Origin of the sequence: Porphyromonas sp. COT-290 OH860, from assembly GCF_000768935.1 — a bacterium.
GTDB lineage: Bacteria > Bacteroidota > Bacteroidia > Bacteroidales > Porphyromonadaceae > Porphyromonas.
Window position 1 is genome coordinate 41,114 of record NZ_JRAR01000075.1, and the last position, 16,305, is coordinate 57,418.

11 protein-coding genes and 1 other RNA gene are annotated in these 16,305 nt (G+C 50.0%); 6 read left to right on the plus strand and 6 right to left on the minus strand.

The genetic code is table 11. The features are described 5' to 3' along the window. Nucleotides 1-16: 16 nt before the first annotated feature. The 3 genes from carA to HQ41_RS08445 form a co-directional block, all read right to left on the minus strand. Nucleotides 17-1,090: a glutamine-hydrolyzing carbamoyl-phosphate synthase small subunit gene (gene carA / locus HQ41_RS08435; RefSeq protein ID WP_044190448.1), complete on the minus strand. Its 1,074-nt coding sequence runs from the start codon at nt 1,088-1,090 to the stop codon at nt 17-19. Between the two features lie 206 nt (nt 1,091-1,296). Next, entirely contained in the window at nt 1,297-2,844 is a 1,548-nt protein-coding gene (locus HQ41_RS08440; protein ID WP_044190451.1) for a sulfatase, read from the minus strand. A 19-nt stretch (nt 2,845-2,863) separates the two neighbouring features. After that, nucleotides 2,864-5,959 carry a glycoside hydrolase family 2 TIM barrel-domain containing protein gene (locus HQ41_RS08445; RefSeq protein ID WP_044190546.1) on the minus strand — a complete coding sequence of 1,032 codons (3,096 nt, stop codon included), beginning with the start codon at nt 5,957-5,959 and terminating at the stop codon, nt 2,864-2,866. A 652-nt stretch (nt 5,960-6,611) separates the two neighbouring features. On the opposite strand from HQ41_RS08445, the gene HQ41_RS08450 reads away from it, so the two are divergent. From HQ41_RS08450 to HQ41_RS08475, 6 genes are all read left to right on the plus strand, one after another. Further along, complete coding sequence (locus tag HQ41_RS08450) at nt 6,612-7,031, plus strand: 6-carboxytetrahydropterin synthase (protein WP_044190452.1); 420 nt, start codon at nt 6,612-6,614, stop codon at nt 7,029-7,031. Between the two features lie 31 nt (nt 7,032-7,062). Further along, complete coding sequence (locus HQ41_RS08455) at nt 7,063-7,392, plus strand: hypothetical protein (protein ID WP_044190454.1); 330 nt, start codon at nt 7,063-7,065, stop codon at nt 7,390-7,392. Continuing rightward, complete coding sequence (trmB, locus tag HQ41_RS08460; protein ID WP_044190455.1) at nt 7,392-8,138, plus strand: tRNA (guanosine(46)-N7)-methyltransferase TrmB; 747 nt, start codon at nt 7,392-7,394, stop codon at nt 8,136-8,138. Before HQ41_RS08455 ends, trmB begins: the two co-directional genes overlap by 1 nt. A gap of 4 nt (nt 8,139-8,142) precedes the next feature. Further along, nucleotides 8,143-9,255: an Mrp/NBP35 family ATP-binding protein gene (locus HQ41_RS08465; protein WP_044190457.1), complete on the plus strand. Its 1,113-nt coding sequence runs from the start codon at nt 8,143-8,145 to the stop codon at nt 9,253-9,255. 14 nt (nt 9,256-9,269) lie between these two features. Then, nucleotides 9,270-9,639, plus strand: an RNA gene (gene rnpB / locus HQ41_RS09410) — RNase P RNA component class A. A gap of 383 nt (nt 9,640-10,022) precedes the next feature. Beyond that, the gene (locus tag HQ41_RS08475) at nt 10,023-11,456 is read left to right on the plus strand and encodes a fimbria major subunit (RefSeq protein ID WP_235316949.1); all 1,434 of its coding nucleotides are present in this window, start codon (nt 10,023-10,025) and stop codon (nt 11,454-11,456) included. 70 nt (nt 11,457-11,526) lie between these two features. On the opposite strand, the gene HQ41_RS08480 is transcribed toward HQ41_RS08475, so the two are convergent. Genes HQ41_RS08480 through HQ41_RS08490 form a run of 3 tightly spaced genes read right to left on the minus strand, consistent with a single transcriptional unit; the run spans nt 11,527 to nt 16,304 of the window. Next, entirely contained in the window at nt 11,527-12,756 is a 1,230-nt protein-coding gene (locus HQ41_RS08480) for a class I SAM-dependent methyltransferase (RefSeq protein WP_044190463.1), read from the minus strand. A gap of 3 nt (nt 12,757-12,759) precedes the next feature. Then, nucleotides 12,760-14,940, minus strand: coding sequence for an Ig-like domain-containing protein (locus HQ41_RS08485; protein WP_044190465.1), 2,181 nt, complete (start codon nt 14,938-14,940; stop codon nt 12,760-12,762). 38 nt (nt 14,941-14,978) lie between these two features. Further along, the gene (locus tag HQ41_RS08490; RefSeq protein ID WP_044190466.1) at nt 14,979-16,304 is read right to left on the minus strand and encodes a lytic transglycosylase domain-containing protein; all 1,326 of its coding nucleotides are present in this window, start codon (nt 16,302-16,304) and stop codon (nt 14,979-14,981) included. Nucleotide 16,305: the final 1 nt, after the last annotated feature.

Sequence of the window (16,305 nt, forward strand, 5' to 3'; positions counted from 1 at the left end):
TTATGAGTTTGAGGGGTTAGAGTTTGCTTAGGAATTCTTCAAACATCGACATCGTGTCGGTCGGGCCGCTACAAGCCTCTGGGTGGAACTGGGCAGATACGTAGGGGAGTGTCTTGTGGCATACACCTTCGTTGGTCCCATCGTTGAGGTTGATATATTTTTCTTGCCAACCCTCGGCTAGGGTAGAGGGATCTACGGTATAGCCGTGGTTCTGGCTAGTGATGAAGCAGCGGTGTGTGCCCACCTCACGCACTGGCTGATTGTGGCTTCTGTGCCCATACTTCATTTTGCGTACTGTAGCTCCTGCTGCTGTCGCTAGGAGCTGATTGCCCATGCAGATGCCGTAGATCGGCTTACCCTTCTCAAGAGCCTTGCGTATGTTGGCCACAGTTGCGCCACACATATTGGGGTCGCCGGGGCCATTTGAGAGGAAGAGGCCGTCGAAGTCAATCTGATTAAAATCATAGTCCCAAGGCACTCGATAGAGCGTTACCTTGGGACTAATAAGCTGACGTACGATATTGTTTTTGGCACCACAGTCTACCAGCACGACTTTCTTGGGACCATTGCCGTATGTGGTAACCTCTGTCGGCGATACTTCTGCCACTAGGTTGCGCTCGCTATGATCAACAAAGGGAATATCTTCCCCTCCCTCGAGGACGATCTTCCCTTTCATTGAGCCTTTTTCACGCAAGGTCTTGGCAAGCTCTCGTGTATCAATGCCCGTTAGACCGAAGACCTGCTCTCTTTTGAGCCAACTCCCTAGCGACTCTACGGCATTCCAATGGCTATAGTTCTCCGAATAATCCGACACGATTAAACCCAGAGGGTGGATACGGTTGCTCTCCATATAGAGCTCTATGCCATGCTCGTCTTTCTCGTAGCTAGGGACACCATAGTTGCCGACCAAGGGGAAGGTCATCACCATAATTTGTCCACGATAACTGGGGTCGGTCAGGCTCTCGGTATAGCCTGTCATAGCGGTATTAAATACAACTTCGCCAGCGACGGCGGTTTCGTGCCCGAAGGCATATCCCTCGTATCGACTGCCGTCGTCAAGGATCAGAGTTGCTCTTTTGCGCTGTTGCATATCATTTATATTATGATAGTTTAATAGTTTATCTATGAAACTCTTTAGCTTATAGCTGGTCTAGCTCACTGCTTCAAGAACGCTTCTGAGCCACAAAGATACACTTATAATTGCGATTGTGAAACACGACCACAATTATAGGTGTATCGACCACTGAGCCTAGGCTTCACAGAGGGTTTACCCTTTGCTTAGATCTGCTTTTGAAGCTACTTAGCCTCCTCAGCTTTGTAGTGTTTGCGTAGGCGATCGAGCTCCTTGTGCATACGTGCCTGTACTTTGCGGTACTGAGGATTGTCATATAGATTGTTAAGCTCCTTGGGGTCTTTCTTGAGGTCGTAGAGTTCCCAAGCATCGAAGTCGCCGTAGAAGTGGATGAGCTTGTACCGCTTATCTCTCACGCCATAGTGGCGACGAACAGCGTGCTCACCCGGATACTCGTAGAAGTGGTAGTATAGGCTCTTGCGCTCTAGCTTATTGTCCTTGTTGGTGCGTAGTAGTGGAGCCAGAGATACCCCCTGCATATCCTCTGGTATGGGTGCTCCTGCCAGATCGAGGAAGGTGGGAGCGTAGTCGATATTCTGCACTAGCTCAGCAATATCGCCACGCTTCTTGAGCGAAGCGGGTAGGCGCATCACTAGAGGTGTGCGCATAGACTCCTCGTACATGAAGCGCTTGTCGAACCAACCATGCTCTCCCATATAGAAGCCTTGGTCGCTCGTGTACACAATGAGTGTATTCTCTAGCAGATCATGCTCACGCAGGTAATCTACGACACGGCCGATGTTACGGTCGAGTGACTTGACCACCTTGGAGTAGTCACGCATATATCGTGTGAACTTCCAGCGGGCTAGCTCCTCGCCCTGTGGGGCCTGTGCGTAGAAGGCACGAGCTAGAGGTCTGTATAGGCTGTCGAAATGAGCTCTGGTAGGAGCGTCCATTTGTTCTAGCTGCCCCTTGTACCAGCGGCCTAATCCCTTGGCTGGTTGTCCCTCCTCGAGCATCTTGAGGTCGTAGACTAGATTGAGGTCGTGCACGATGTGCATCTCTTGTTTACCAGCGGCTTGTCGCCCCTTGTAGTCGTCCCAAAAGGTATCGGGGAGCTGATACTCCTGATCCTCAAAAGCCTTGATATCCGTCGTGTCGGCTAGCCAGTTGCGGTGTGCCGCTTTGTGATGAATGAATAGGGCGAATGGCTTCTCCTTGTCACGTTTGTCTAGCCAATCTAGGCTGAGGTCTGTGATGATGTTGGTTACATACCCCTTGATCTGTACCGTATCGGTCAGTTTGTCACGGCCCGGTTGGACGAAGTGTGGGTCGTAGTAGTCACCCTGACCCGGGAGCATCGTCCAGTAGTCGAAGCCCTGTGGTATGCCCTCTAGGTGTAGCTTGCCTACGAGAGCCGTTTGGTAGCCATGCTTCTGTAGGAGCTTAGGCATAGTTTGCTGATTCTGATCGAAGTTCTGATCGTGCTCGTTGTTCTTCTTGCCATTGAGATGGCTATGCTTGCCTGTGAGCATACATGCACGGCTAGGGCCCGAGAGGGAGTTTGCTACGAAGCTCTCCGTAAAGCGCACTCCCTCTTGGGCTAGTGCGTCAATGTTGGGTGTCTGAATGTATCTCTGGTCGTAGCAGCTAATCATCTGCTGGGCATGGTCGTCGCTCATAATATATACGATATTAAGAGGCTTCTGAGCCTGCGCTAGCTGAGCTAGCGAGGCTGCCGATAGTACGCAGAGGACTGATTTGGTGTTCATATCGGGAGATAATTAATGGTTAATACAGATCAATAGGGCTGATGAGCACACGCATATCGTAGGCTTGGTAGGGTAGCAGATACTTGCTCTGAGGCAATGCGCCCCAGCTGTCGTAGCAGCCTAGCCCCATCTGGTAGCGATCTACCTGTACATCGGTGAAGTTGGCCCGTGGGATAAGCTCCGAGTGCTGCTGCGTCTTGTGTGGATAGCCATCTAGGCTCTCCAATGAGCGATCTAGGGCAGAGGCTTGTAGTGGATACTCGGCACGGAACTCTAGCCCGAAGCCACCACGATCCACAACACGATAGTAGCGTAGGTCGGCCTTAGCTCCCGTTTCTTGTGGGCGTATGTAGGGGTAGAATTGCTCGGCTACGGTCTGTTGGTATCGACCCAAGTGCTGCGAGGCTTTGCGGTCTGCGTAGTTCTCCACTGGCCCACGACCATAGAAGTCTAGACGGTCGTACACCAGTGGCATCTTCATTCTTAGCCCGAAGCGGAAGAGGTTGGCAACCTGCTTACTCGCTGTACTATCACTAGGCTTGAGGCTCTGGCTGTATATGATGCGTCCGTCGTTGTCTATGTCGTAGCTGATGCTGAGTGCACCACCCACACTAGGCATCTCGTAGGTCGCATCTATGCGCACGAACCCACTGGCCGATTGCTTGGCTTGTAGGCTCTTGAGCTTCATCTCCGGGGTGCGCCAGACCTTGTACTTCTGCTGTAAGCTGGCTCCCATATCGTTGTCGGTAGGCGCACGCCAGAAGTTGGGTCTGAGGTCTGCTCCCTCTGCTAGTAGCTCACGGCCAGCGAAGTCGTAGCGTGTGATAAAGCCCGTACGTCTGTCGATATCTAGGCGGAAGCGCTCGCCCTCTACGATGAGGTAGCGTACATCTCGCTCGTCTAGTGTGGCTGGCTTGTAGAGCTTATTGTGGGTGAGGGTGAGTGGCTGATACTCTGCAGCTTTGAGGACGAATTGCTGATGTGCCACCTCCTTGCCCGCCGGTAGCATACCCTCTGCTTGTCGCAGGCGATAGCTCAGTTGTAGGGTAAGCTCTTGCTCTGCTTTGACGGCTCTAGGCTCGATGCCAAGGCGTAGTCGCTCACGGCTCTGAGGGGCAATAGCAGGTAGCGCAATAGTCGCTGTCTGTACAGGTACGCCATCTACCGATAGTTCCCAGCGCAGATCGTAGCGACCTAGGTCGATGAAGAAGTTTTCGTTATAGACTTCTATCTCTGCCGTCTTGGCATCTACTAGGGTCGTCCAGATATTTTGGTACTGGTAGCGTACTTCCTCGGTGTGAGGGTTGGGGGTGCGGTCTGGGCTGTATAGACCATTGTTGCAGAAGTTATTGTCCTCGGCGTAGTCGTAGCGGTTGTAGTCGCCTGCGTAGGCGTAGAAGCTACGCCCGTCTTTGGTCTGGCTGCGTAGGCTCTGATCTACGAAGTCCCAAATGAAACCTCCTTGCAGAAGTGGCTCTTTGCGGATCAAATCCCAGTATTCGTCGAATCCTCCCATAGAGTTTCCCATAGCATGTGCATACTCACATAAGATGAAAGGCATCTTGGGGTTATTCTTGATGTACTCGATCATCTCGTGTGGACGGCGATACATACGTGTATATATATCGGTATAGTCGGTGCCAGAGCGCTCGTACTGTACAGGGCGGTGGGGGTCAATGGCCTTGATAGCATCGTAGGCTGCTCCGAAGTTCTTCCCCGGGCCTGCCTCATTGCCCGTAGACCAAGTGATGATGCTTGGGTGATTGTAGAGGTGCTCCACTTGGCGCACGTTGCGCTCTAGGTGTGCCTTGCGCCACTGCTTGCTGTGAGAGAGAGACTCTTTGTCGTAGCCCATGCCGTGGCTCTCTAGGTTCGCCTCGGCTACTACATAGAGCCCATACTTGTCGCATAGCTCATAGAGATAGCTATCGTCTGGGTAATGGCAGGTGCGTACCGCATTGATGTTAAGCTCCTTCATCAGGCGAATGTCCTGCTCCATACGTGCACGAGATACCACATAACCGCCATCGGGGTCTAGCTCGTGGCGGTTAGCTCCCTTGATCAGTACGGGTTGTCCATTGATCATGAACTGCTTGTTTTTCATCTCTGCACGTCGGAAGCCTACGTTTTGGCGGATCTCCTCCGAGCCACTGCGTATAATCAGTTTATACAGATAGGGATCTTCGGCAGACCATTTGCGGGGGTTCTCGATGTTGAGCAGGAGTTTGCTTTGCGCAGCAGGGAGAGTCTGTGCTAGTATCTGCTTGCCGTTGGCATCGAGTAGGGTAAGCTCTGCTGGCTGCGCTCCTTTGCGCTTGAGGTTGACCTCTAGAGTGCCATGCTGATAGTTGTCGTCCAATGAGGGCGTCAGGCGAATATCCTCGATGCCCTGACGCTCCCGAGCCAAGAGAAAGCAATCTCTACCTACTCCTGAGAGGCGCCAGAAGTCCTGTGTCTCGAGGTATGTGCCGTCGCACCAGCGGTGTACCTGAAAGGCGATCAAGTTCTCTGCTCCTACTTTGAGGTAGGGCGTTAGATCAAACTCTGCGGGCAACTTGCTGTCTTCGCTATAGCCTACATAGCGTCCATTGACATAGAGCGTCATGTTGGAGGTTACAGAGCCGAAGTGGGCGATGATGCTTTTTCCACTCCAAGACTTGGGTATGCTGATGATGCGTCGGTACGAGCCTACATGGTTGTTGTGCTCGGGGACTAGTGGTGGTTGAGTTTTGAATTGGTTGTGCCAAGGGTAGGGAACATTGGAGTAGAGCGGATCTCCGTAGCCATTGAGCTCCCAAACACCGGGGACAGGCATTGTAGCCCAAGCCTTATCGTCATAGTCAAGCTCAAAGAAGTTAAGTGGCCTCTGGTCAAAGTGCCTTACCCAATGAAATCGCCAGATGCCATTGAGCGATAGATAGTTTTGCGACTCTCTGGCATCGCTAGTGGCTTCACCACGGTCGAAGGCGAAGAAATTTGTGCGCATAGGCAATCTGTTGATGCCATTGACTTCGGGGTCTAACCACGGCTTGCCTTGCTGAGCGAAGGCAGATAGAGGTGCGGTCACTAGAGTGGCAGCTAGGGAGATAATCCCTATCGGTAGTTGTACTTTCATATCAAGCATAGTTTAGCCTAGGGGCAATCTATAAATGTCCATTAGATGCTTCTAGCCCCCTAAATTACTAAAAGATATTAGTACTATGGCATACTGAGGCAACAGATGCTCTCTTCGAGGAGTTTGAGTGCGATTATATAAATTGGTTGTAAAGATATGATAAGGGGTGAGGCGTAGATTTGTGGCGTTGAAGAGCTAAATCGAGGTCTAAGTATAGAGGAGGCTACAAAATTGATGGGAAGATTTTTTTGAATTGGTGGGCTGATCGCTTGAGATGTGTCCTCCAATCCCCAAGGGTTGATGGGAAGAAATACTCCAAGATGCTCACTGATGTACATGAGATTATCTGTGAGATTTGTTTATATTGTTGATTTTTAGTGTTTTATTTTTGTCTTGTTTAAGGCGGGTATTTTCATTTGTCTGGGCCCAAGTGCCGAAATAAGGCTGAATGTTAATCTAGGGCTTGCTAGGGGACAAATATGAGGCCTATTGTTTTCCTTCCTCCCTCGCTCTGGTCTTCTCATCAACATTCTGAAAACTGACCCAAAATATAAATAGCCACTTTCGGCATTGTCCTACCCTCATTGACCAACCATAATGAGGTAGGCTATGGCAAAAAGCCGTATCTTTGTGGGCTGAATAGGACACAAAGATGATTACAGTAGAACGCTATCACGACATCAGCATGGGGCACCGTGTGGTTGGCCACGAGAATAAATGTCGACACCTGCACGGACATAACTATCGCATTCATTTCACTTGCTCGTCCGAGGAACTCGATGCTCTAGGGCGCGTGATTGACTTCGGTGTGATTAAGGCCACTCTCTGTCAGTGGCTAGAGGAGAACTGGGATCATAAGATGATGCTTTGGGATCAAGATCCTCTGCTCCCAAGCCTCAGAGAGCTAGCACATGAGGACTTAGTCGTCGTGCCCTTCAACCCCACGGCCGAGCAGATGGCTCGCCATTTGGTGGAGGTCGTCGGGGTAGAGCTACTAGCAGGTACGGGCGTTAGCCTAATCGCTGTACGCATAGATGAAACCCGCAAGTGCTCGGCTACCTATACGAAATAATAGATACGATTACTCAAAACAAATTGATATTATGGCAGAAGAATTGCTCGGCTATGATGATATGGCCTCTGTGGCCTTCATTCGCAACTATATCCCACAGGAGCTCAAAGAGCTGCTTAGTGACGATGATATCATTTACTTCGTAGACCTGATCTATGATTTCTATGAGAGCCGTGGCCTGCTTGGTGATGAAGATGCCGATGAGGACGCAGTGGTAGAGTTCGACGAGGAGGAGCTACTCGACTATGTGGTCAAGAATGCGATGAAGGACGGCGTAGGTAAGTTCGATCGTGATCAGATCCGTTTCGTCGTGCAGGGAGAGATGGCTTATAGCGAATCTATCAATCTGTTTGAGGACTAATGGGGAAGAATAAGCTGGCCAAGTTTGCCCAAATGGAGAGCTATCCGCACGTTTTCCAGTACCCATGGGCACGCATCAGCCAAGAGGCTTTCCCGCTCAAGGGGCGTTGGCGAGAGGATTTCTTCGGCAATGACAACCCTATTGTCCTAGAGCTAGGCTGTGGTAAGGGCGAGTATACGGTAGGCTTGGGGCAGCGTTTCCCCGACAAGAACTTCATTGGTATAGACATCAAGGGGGCTCGTATGTGGACGGGAGCAACCCAGAGCCACGAGGCCGGTATGGCTAATGTCGCTTTCCTGCGCACGGAGATAGAGCTTCTGGAGCACTTTTTTACTGATGGAGAGGTCGATGAGATTTGGATTACCTTCCCAGATCCTCAGATGAAGAAAGTAACCAAGCGTTTGACCTCAACGGGCTTTGTCAGCCGCTATGCCCGCCTACTTAAACCCGAGGGGATTATCCACCTCAAGACCGATAGCCCCTTTCTCTACACCTATACCAAAGCTATGGTTGAGCTCAATGGCTTGCCTGTGCTAACCATTACCGACGACCTCTATGCTGGTGAGGTCGTTAGTGATATACTAGAGATTAAGACTTACTACGAACGTCAGTGGCTGAGCCGTGGTCTAACGATTAAGTATATTCAGTTCGTGCCACAAGTCCCAGAGGCTGGCTGGCAAGAACCCGATATTGAGATCGAGCCAGATAGCTACCGCAGTTTTAGTCGCAGTAGACGTGTACAATAAAATTATGTCAACAACAATATATCCCAATCTTATCCTTGAGGCCCTTAGCAAGGTTCGATATCCCGGTACGGGCAAGAACCTCGTTGAGTCTGGCATGGTAGAGGATGATATCCGTATAGATGGGCTCAAGGTGAGCTTTTCGCTCATTTTCGATAAGCCTAATTCTCCATTCATCAAGTCTGTTGTCAAGGCAGCAGAAACAGCTATCTTGACCTATGTAGGGCAAGATGTTGATATTCGTGGCAATATCTCGGTCAAGGTGCCAGAGGTAGAGGTCGCCGAGGCGCCTAAGCTGCTACCTGAGGTTAAGAACGTTATTGCGGTTTTCTCTGGTAAGGGAGGGGTCGGTAAGAGTACGGTTTCGGCCAATCTTGCTGTCGCTTTGGCTCAGGCAGGTTATAAGGTTGGTCTGCTGGACGCAGATATTTTTGGTCCTTCTGTGCCACTTATGTTTGGCTGTGAGGATGCTCGCCCTCTTCTTGAGGAGGTTAATGGCCGAGAGCTGATTCAGCCGATCGAGCGGTATGGCGTCAAGCTCCTCTCCATTGGCTTCTTTGTCAATAAGGAGAGCCCTGTGCTCTGGCGTGGTAGCATGGCTGGCAATGCACTCAAGCAGCTACTCAGTGAGGGTAACTGGGGTGAGCTGGACTATCTGCTTCTAGATATGCCTCCCGGCACGAGTGATATACACCTGACTCTAGTGCAGACGCTAGGCATTACGGGAGCAGTCGTCGTGACGACGCCACAGCAGGTAGCTTTGGCCGATGCAATTAAGGGAATAGGTATGTTCCTTGACGACAAGGTAGGGGTGCCCGTGCTTGGTCTGATCGAGAACATGGCTTGGTTTACTCCAGCCGAGCTGCCTCAGAATAGATACTATATCTTCGGTCGTGACGGAGGTCGCAAGCTAGCCGAAGAGTTGGGAATCCCTCTTCTAGGACAGATACCACTAGTGCAGAGTATCCGAGAGTGTGGTGATGAGGGGGCTCCCTCTGCCGTGCAGGAGGATAGCATGACGGCTATTTTCTTCCGTACACTAGCACAGAATGTAGTCGAGCAGGTCGAGCAGCGCAATGCCAACCTTGCTCCTACAACCAAAGTAGAGATGACGAAATAATTATAGCATAGCAGGCAGAGGGTCGGTCTGTCGCGCCCTAGTTCGTATGGACTAGCGGTGAGGAACGTCCGGGCAACGCAGAGCACCATACTTCCTAACGGGAAGCTATCCGTGAGGGTAGAGTAGTGTAACAGAGAACGACAGCCTCTTGTGATGGAGGTGATGGTGAAAAGGTGGGGTAAGAGCCCACCGGGCATTGTGGCGACACAGTGTGCCGTACACCTTATGGGTTGCAAGATCATGTAAACCGACGCTACGAGGGTTGCTCGCCCCATGTCGGAGGGTAGATTGCTAGAGCTGTGCAGCGATGCACAGTCGAGATAAATGACAGACGCTACAGCCTAGCTTGTAGTACAGAACCCGGCTTATAGACCCTCTGCCTGTGGCTATAATTCCTTATGGCACCCTATGCTACACTAGAGAAGAACACACTTAGAGGCACAGAGGGCGGTGTGCCGTAATACGCAAACTGCTCAAGTTACTTGCGGCATTTGCTCTGCACGGACTTCGGCGTTGGCTTCAGTCACATCACACTTCAGTATGCCTCCCTTAGCCTCACTCCTAGTGTCTTGTGTTTTGTGCATTCTGAAATACCTAAAAGGTGCTGCATCAAAAGCGAATTTTGTCACAGTCCCATATTTGTTTCTTTGGGATAAATCGCTACCTTAGCTCTGCTTTTGATAGGGCTAGTCCTATGGGCAGTCGGCTCTATTGATGGTGTTACCAGAGTTAAATACATCATTATTTCTTTTACTTCTATGAAAAAAATGACATCGACACTTACCAAACGTATGGTGCTTGCAGGTATGAGCATCGTAGTCCTTGCTTTTGCTTGCAAGTCTAGGGAAGATGCTATTGAGCCTAGAACTTCGCAGCACAATGCTACGGAGGCAACCCTCCGCCTCTCTATCGGGCGGCCCAATGAGGTCGTACTTCGAGGAGAGGGACAAGCCAAAAAGGATCCTCTGACCATGATCAAGCGCCTTCGCTTTGTGTTTTATCGTCAAGGCGGCAAGGGCTATCAAGTAGCTGTAATCAAAGAGCAAAACATCGAGGAGGATAGCCAGCTCGAGAATCTAAAGCTGGTTTTACCGCAAGATGACTACAAGCTTGTGGTAGTTGCCAATCCCAGCGCTCGGCTTATCGAGCTAACTGCTCCAGATATGCCTCTTGACTCTGTGGTGCAGGCTAGGCCGATGAAGTCTAGTCAGTTTAGAGTTGCTAGAGATGTATATGAGGGGGTATCCATGCTCAACGAGCAGGGGGCACTATCAATTCCTTCTGGGGCTTTCTCTGAGGGGCATCTACCTACTAGAGTGACTTTGGAGGCCTCGCTTGCTCGGGTGTTGGTTTATGGTAATCCACAGCTAAATGGAGGCCGTAAGGGGAATGCACCTGCACGATATGTCGTGTCCAACCTGCTCAATGAGGTTGCGCCTTTGCGACCACTCGGCAAGCTCCTCTCAGGGCAAGACGAACTTGTTGGTGACCAAAGCCTTAAATCCAATCGCTATGCTGCCTCCTCTGTTTGGGCACAATGGCAAGAGAGTAAGCCTCAGAACACTCGTGGTGTAGGGCATTTTACCCCAGAGCTGTATGCAATGGACGAGTTGTGGACCTCGGTGGCGATGACTCCAGAGGCCTATAAGAGCCGCTTAGGAGAGGGTAATTTGTATGTTAAGGAGAGCGTTATCCCACCGACTGCTTATCTCAGGGGGACAGTCCCTTGCGTGGTATTGGCTTATCCTTATATCCCAAGAGGGGTTACACTTACAGATGGTGAGGGCTGGGTTGCTTTTAGGGGTGTTTATTATTCGGAGAAGAGCTTCAAGTCCTTTATTACTTCACAGCAATATCCTACCGATGCACTCAAGGAGGCGGTTAATAAGGCTTCAATAGGCTTAGATGCCTTCAATCAATCTTTTGATAAGGAGGGGATCCGCTTCTATCATCAAGGTATCAGCTATTATACCATTTATATCAAACATTTTGGTCATAGTGAGTCCCCCAAAGCCCACGGTCTATACGGCGTTGTTCGTGGTAATGAGTATAGAGTTAAGTTGGTAAGTATATCCGAGCCGGGGCTACCAGTACCTCCAGTTTTCACAGATAATCTAGATGAGATCTCGGAGTCGTCTTTTACAGGTATCTCAACGGGTACGACGGCAGTAGTGGAGCGAGATCAATCAGCACAGCTCTAAATCAATAATTTCTACTAATGTATCGAGAGCATAACTGCCACTGCTTGGCAATTATGCTCTCGATACTTGTTTAGAGGATCATCTTGCAGAGCAGTAGCGTAGCTGAGCCGTCTTGTAGGGTTGTGCCAATGAGCATTGTTGATCCTGCGTCTTTGATCCCTAGCTTCTGTCGTAGTGCATCGGCTTTCATTGGGAAGTTTCGACAGCTAATCATGCTCATGGGTAGGCGCTTTTTGAGGCCTTTGATTGCAGCAGAGCGAAATGGAATGACCTCGAGTAACTCTAGCTTACGTCCCGGGAAGTCGGCAAGTAGTTCGTCCGATGTATAGAGATGGGTATGCTGGTGTAGTTGTGCAAGATTGAGCTGTTTGCCTAGGCTACGATACAGTCCAGACTTCATTATCGCAGCGTTGGGTTCGTAGATATAGGATAGTGGGCTAGGCGATATTTGTAGGGGAGAGGCTTGTTCTTCTACGTATGTACTTGTCACAGATGTTGCTCGCCCTATGGCATTAAGATCTGTAGCCCTAATCGTAATTTGATCTCTATGAAGTTGCGAGAGGTTTAGGTCGATCAAGAGCAATAGCTCCTTTACCTCGCCTTTTACAGCGACCACCTCGACTTGCTGGATATGTGGTGTATGCTCTAGAGTATGCTTGATGTCGAGCATAGGGGAGAGCTTGACCAAAAGCCTCGCAGGCTCGTTTAGCTGCTTTAGTCGCTCAATCAGCTCGTATAAGTTGGGGGTACAGTCTTCTATTGCGTAGACTCGCTTAGTGCCCATGATGTCTTCCCGACGGGCAGGGTCTACATAAATAATGGTAGGGTGGTGTTGGTCTATAATCTCCTCTAGAATCTGCATAGAGTCGCCGTGCAGCAAATTGACTTGACGGTCGGGGTGTAGCCTTGGTAGATTGTAGGCACTGGCTGAGTACATGGCTTCGTTTTGCTCGACATATATGGCTTCTTTGGCCACTTGTGCCATCGCCCAGAAATCAACGCCCAAACCTCCCGTCATATCGAGTAGGCTATCCTCGGGTAGGACGAACCTTTGTTTGTACAGAGCCGAAGCCTCGCCAGAGGCTTGCTCTAGGTTGATTCCCTCGGGGATATAGATGCCACACTTGCTCAAGCTAGGTAATTTGTTGCCGAGGAGCTGTTGTAGTTTGATCTGGGTAGCTACGGCCGGCCGATAAGTTGAGGGAATAGCGTTGCTCCCTAGCAATAACCTATCGGGAGGAGTCGTCGCATATTCGCTCCTCCAACGGCATATCTGCTCGATTTCCTTAGGCGTGTACATACTCTAGAAGGAGGTGGGCAGACCACTTGGTAGCTCCATAGAGGCACTACCTTGCTTGCCTCTTTTATCTCGGAGGCGTTTGTAGTACTCTATGTTTTTGTTTTCTCGTTTCCTTTTCTCTTCGGGCTTAGTCTTGCGGAGCTCTTCGGGTTTCTGTTTGTCTAGTGGCAGATCGAGAGGGAACCAGACTTCTGAGGTTGTGAATCCCTTCTTAACGGCTAGAGCTTTGGGGTAGTAATAGACCATTTCGGGCTGTTGATCGGGATATTTCCCTGTTGTCCAGTGCCCGTCTGCGTTGCTGTCGATATAGATACGTAGGTAGTAGTCGGCAGGCTTGAGGTCCACAAAAGTGATACTACGTGGCTCTATTGTCTTTTGCTTCGCTACAGAATCCTTCGGCAGAGCCAAGCTGTCTGTGGAGTTTGCAGGGCTAAGTGTACTATCGGTCACGGATATGCCCTCCTTTTCTGTAGCGGTGCGTGGCATTGAAGACGCTTTACCTTCAGATTGAGCAGCAAGAAGTTTCGTAAGCATGCTGTCTGCTTCTATACTTTTGGCTTGCTGTACCATACTGTCGCTTTGGGCACTTGCTTGGGAGTACTCAAGTACTGCCCCCGATTTGTCGAGTAGCTCAGCCACGATAAGGCTATCTGCTATATCTAAGCCTTGTAGGGATAATTGTATTTGCCCAAACTCTTTTTCTTGTAGTATCTCGTGTTGTAGAGATACTTGTTCACATGAATCAGAATAGATGCTCTGCACGCCGAGAGAGTCTATGTCGATTTTGTATTTCTCTCCGTAGCTCCATGCGATATCTAGGTGATATCGGAGTTTGTCTTTGGTGTCTTGGCGCACTTCAAATAATATGGGCGTGGCTACCGTGTCTACCATTTTACTAACTGATATGGCTGAGCTAGAGATTGAGTCGGTCGGTCTAGACAGCACGATGAATAGACTATCTCTCGGCGTCTGTGATTTAATACCCTTGCTAGCCTCTAGCTTGACCGTAAAGCCCTCTTTTTTGTCTTTCTTTTGGTTAGACGAAGTTTTGGCTTTGGGCTTGTAGAAAGTCAGAGTATCCGTTTGGGTGGCTGTCTGCATCAGGCTATCGGTCTTGGCGTAGGTGATGCCGAAGCGTAGTGAGTCGGCTTGCATCAGCAGGCTATCTCTAAGCCAATAGTTGATCCCCTTACCCTCTATTGAGGCGATGTAGACACTCTGAGGGTTACGTTGGGGGGAGTCCAATAGGTACATTGTGGGGACACTGTCTGGTATTGAGGCGAACTCCACACGGCAGACCATCGAGTCTAGTCGATCGTATCGATCTATCCCCATGCGCTTGACGTCCGAAACAAAATAGCGTAGGAGCAAATCACGTGGATAATAATAGGTGTAGGGATAGGTAACTAGCGAATCTCGATGCAGTGTATCTCGACGTACTATGGAGTCTATACGTATAGTATCTGTACGTATGCTATCCAGTAGCCAAGTCTTATGAGCTACACCATCGAAAGCTAAGCCCTCTGTAGGTTGGCTGTAGCGCAAGTCATTGTCGTCATCTTTGAGGCCAAAGACCAAATAGCTAGAGTCTTTAAGCCCACGAATGACAAACTGACCCATGCGGTTGGTCTTGGAGATGAAAGGTATAGGCGTGCTACTTAGCAGCGTGTCACTCTGCATTGAGGCAAAGTAGGCTCCAAGCATTAGATTCTGTACAGGCTCGAGGGTTTGGGCATCAAGTACTGTACCTAGAAGCTGCATACTGTCGAGAGTTTCGCCAGTAGAGAAGCTGTAGGAGAAGTCCTCAAGAGGGTTGTCTTCGTTGTTGTCTACAAGTGCATCGTCGAAGTAGAAGCTGTAAGTCGTGTTGGGTTTAAGCGTATCTTCTAGGTGTATGTCCACGACTTTGCCCGATGCCGAGATGCGTGCAGCTGTTTTTTGCGGAGGAGAGATGATGAGTTTATCTTGTTGATTGACCAGTTTGATAAACTCATCGAAGCGAAGAACGATGCGTTTCTCCGAAACGTTTCTGGCGCCTTGTTCGGGAAAAGCTCTTACGAGCCTCGGTGGAGTTACATCAAAAGGTCCCCCCTCGGGTGCACCTCTATTGGCGCAGCCAGCAAATCCGGATAGAATACCTAGTACGCCGATCAGATAGATGATGTGAAGACTTCTATTATTCACTTGATCTTGTCAGTCAATTAGTCGTTGATTTAGCCCCTCTAGCTAGCCGATACACGTAGCTTCTGTCCTATTTGTAGGCGTGTACTACTAAGCTTATTCCACTTCTGTAGCTGCTTAACGCTGACCTTGTGCTTGCGAGCAATGGTACTAAGCGTTTCGCCTCGTCGTACTTTGTGAGTTTTGCCTACATTAGTTTTCTGGGCTATTGCTTGTCCCTTGTGGGCAACTATAGACTTGTCTGGCCCTTCTAGAGCAATGCTCAGTTCGGGGGCTTTGATTGAGTCCGTTAGTTCCTCCAGCTTCATAATCCCTGCTATCGGTAGACGCACTGGGTAAGGCTCCGTATTGCCCGGGATAATGCCACGTCTAAACTGAGGATTGTAGGTCTTGATCTGCTCCCGGGATATGCCAGAGAGCTCCGAGAGTCTGTCTATGGATGTAGACTCTCGTACGATGTAGTAGTCTGTAGCTAGGGGAGTGCCGTGTACTCTCGGTTGAATGTTATGCTCCTTATGGTAGTACATCGCAAAGTAGGCTCCGATAAATAGAGGAACATATCTGCGAGTTTCACGGGGAAGATATTCGTAGATATCCCAGAAGCTCTGTCTGCCTCCGCCAGCTTTCCTGATCGCTCGGTTCACGTTGCCCGGTCCACAGTTGTAGGCCGCCATAACGAGGAACCAGTCCCCATACATATTGTGTAGCTCCTTGAGCAAGCGGCAGGCTGCCTCTGTGCTTTTGGTTGGGTCTAGGCGCTCATCAACGAGGCTGTTAATCTTGAGCCCATATATTTTACCTGTCGGGAGCATCAGCTGCCATAGACCTGCTGCTCCCATAGGAGAAACGGCAGATGGGTTGAGAGCACTCTCTACAATGGTAAGGTACTTGAGCTCTAGAGGGAGTTGGTTGCGATCGAGTGCCATCTCGATCTCGGGGAAGTAGAGATCTGCGAGGCTAAGCATTGTGCTGAGCAGAGGGCGACGACGGTAGAGGTACAGCTCTATGCTCTCTCGAACGAGCGGATTGTAGCTCATTCTGATAGCAGAGGGCATCTGGTCTAGAAGCTTGATGTATACACTGTCGTGTACATTGGGGGTGGCGAAGTGGTGAGCATCATCTCCCCAGTTGCTCCCTCGGCGGCTATAGCCTTCGTACCAACCTTGCAGTAGCTTCTCTAGTTCAAGATCGAGCGATGCCGAGAGATGAAACTTGTCATTGGGTAGCTTCTTAACTGTACTCTCCTGCTTTGATGTATGCTGAGCTTGCTTATGGGCGAGCGTGTCGAGCTCTGTGCCCAAGGATAAGGACGGGACTAATAGGGCTATGCTTATGCTGAGTGATAGATGACGGAGTAGTTGTTTCATT

What these genes read in the sequence shown, in the direction of transcription:
- carA (WP_044190448.1), bottom strand. Translation starts at nt 1,090, where the DNA reads ATGCAACAGCGCAAAAGAGCAACTCTGATCCTTGACGACGGCAGTCGA.
- HQ41_RS08440 (WP_044190451.1), bottom strand. Translation starts at nt 2,844, where the DNA reads ATGAACACCAAATCAGTCCTCTGCGTACTATCGGCAGCCTCGCTAGCT.
- HQ41_RS08445 (WP_044190546.1), bottom strand. Translation starts at nt 5,959, where the DNA reads ATGAAAGTACAACTACCGATAGGGATTATCTCCCTAGCTGCCACTCTA.
- HQ41_RS08450 (WP_044190452.1), top strand. Translation starts at nt 6,612, where the DNA reads ATGATTACAGTAGAACGCTATCACGACATCAGCATGGGGCACCGTGTG.
- HQ41_RS08455 (WP_044190454.1), top strand. Translation starts at nt 7,063, where the DNA reads ATGGCAGAAGAATTGCTCGGCTATGATGATATGGCCTCTGTGGCCTTC.
- trmB (WP_044190455.1), top strand. Translation starts at nt 7,392, where the DNA reads ATGGGGAAGAATAAGCTGGCCAAGTTTGCCCAAATGGAGAGCTATCCG.
- HQ41_RS08465 (WP_044190457.1), top strand. Translation starts at nt 8,143, where the DNA reads ATGTCAACAACAATATATCCCAATCTTATCCTTGAGGCCCTTAGCAAG.
- HQ41_RS08475 (WP_235316949.1), top strand. Translation starts at nt 10,023, where the DNA reads ATGACATCGACACTTACCAAACGTATGGTGCTTGCAGGTATGAGCATC.
- HQ41_RS08480 (WP_044190463.1), bottom strand. Translation starts at nt 12,756, where the DNA reads ATGTACACGCCTAAGGAAATCGAGCAGATATGCCGTTGGAGGAGCGAA.
- HQ41_RS08490 (WP_044190466.1), bottom strand. Translation starts at nt 16,304, where the DNA reads ATGAAACAACTACTCCGTCATCTATCACTCAGCATAAGCATAGCCCTA.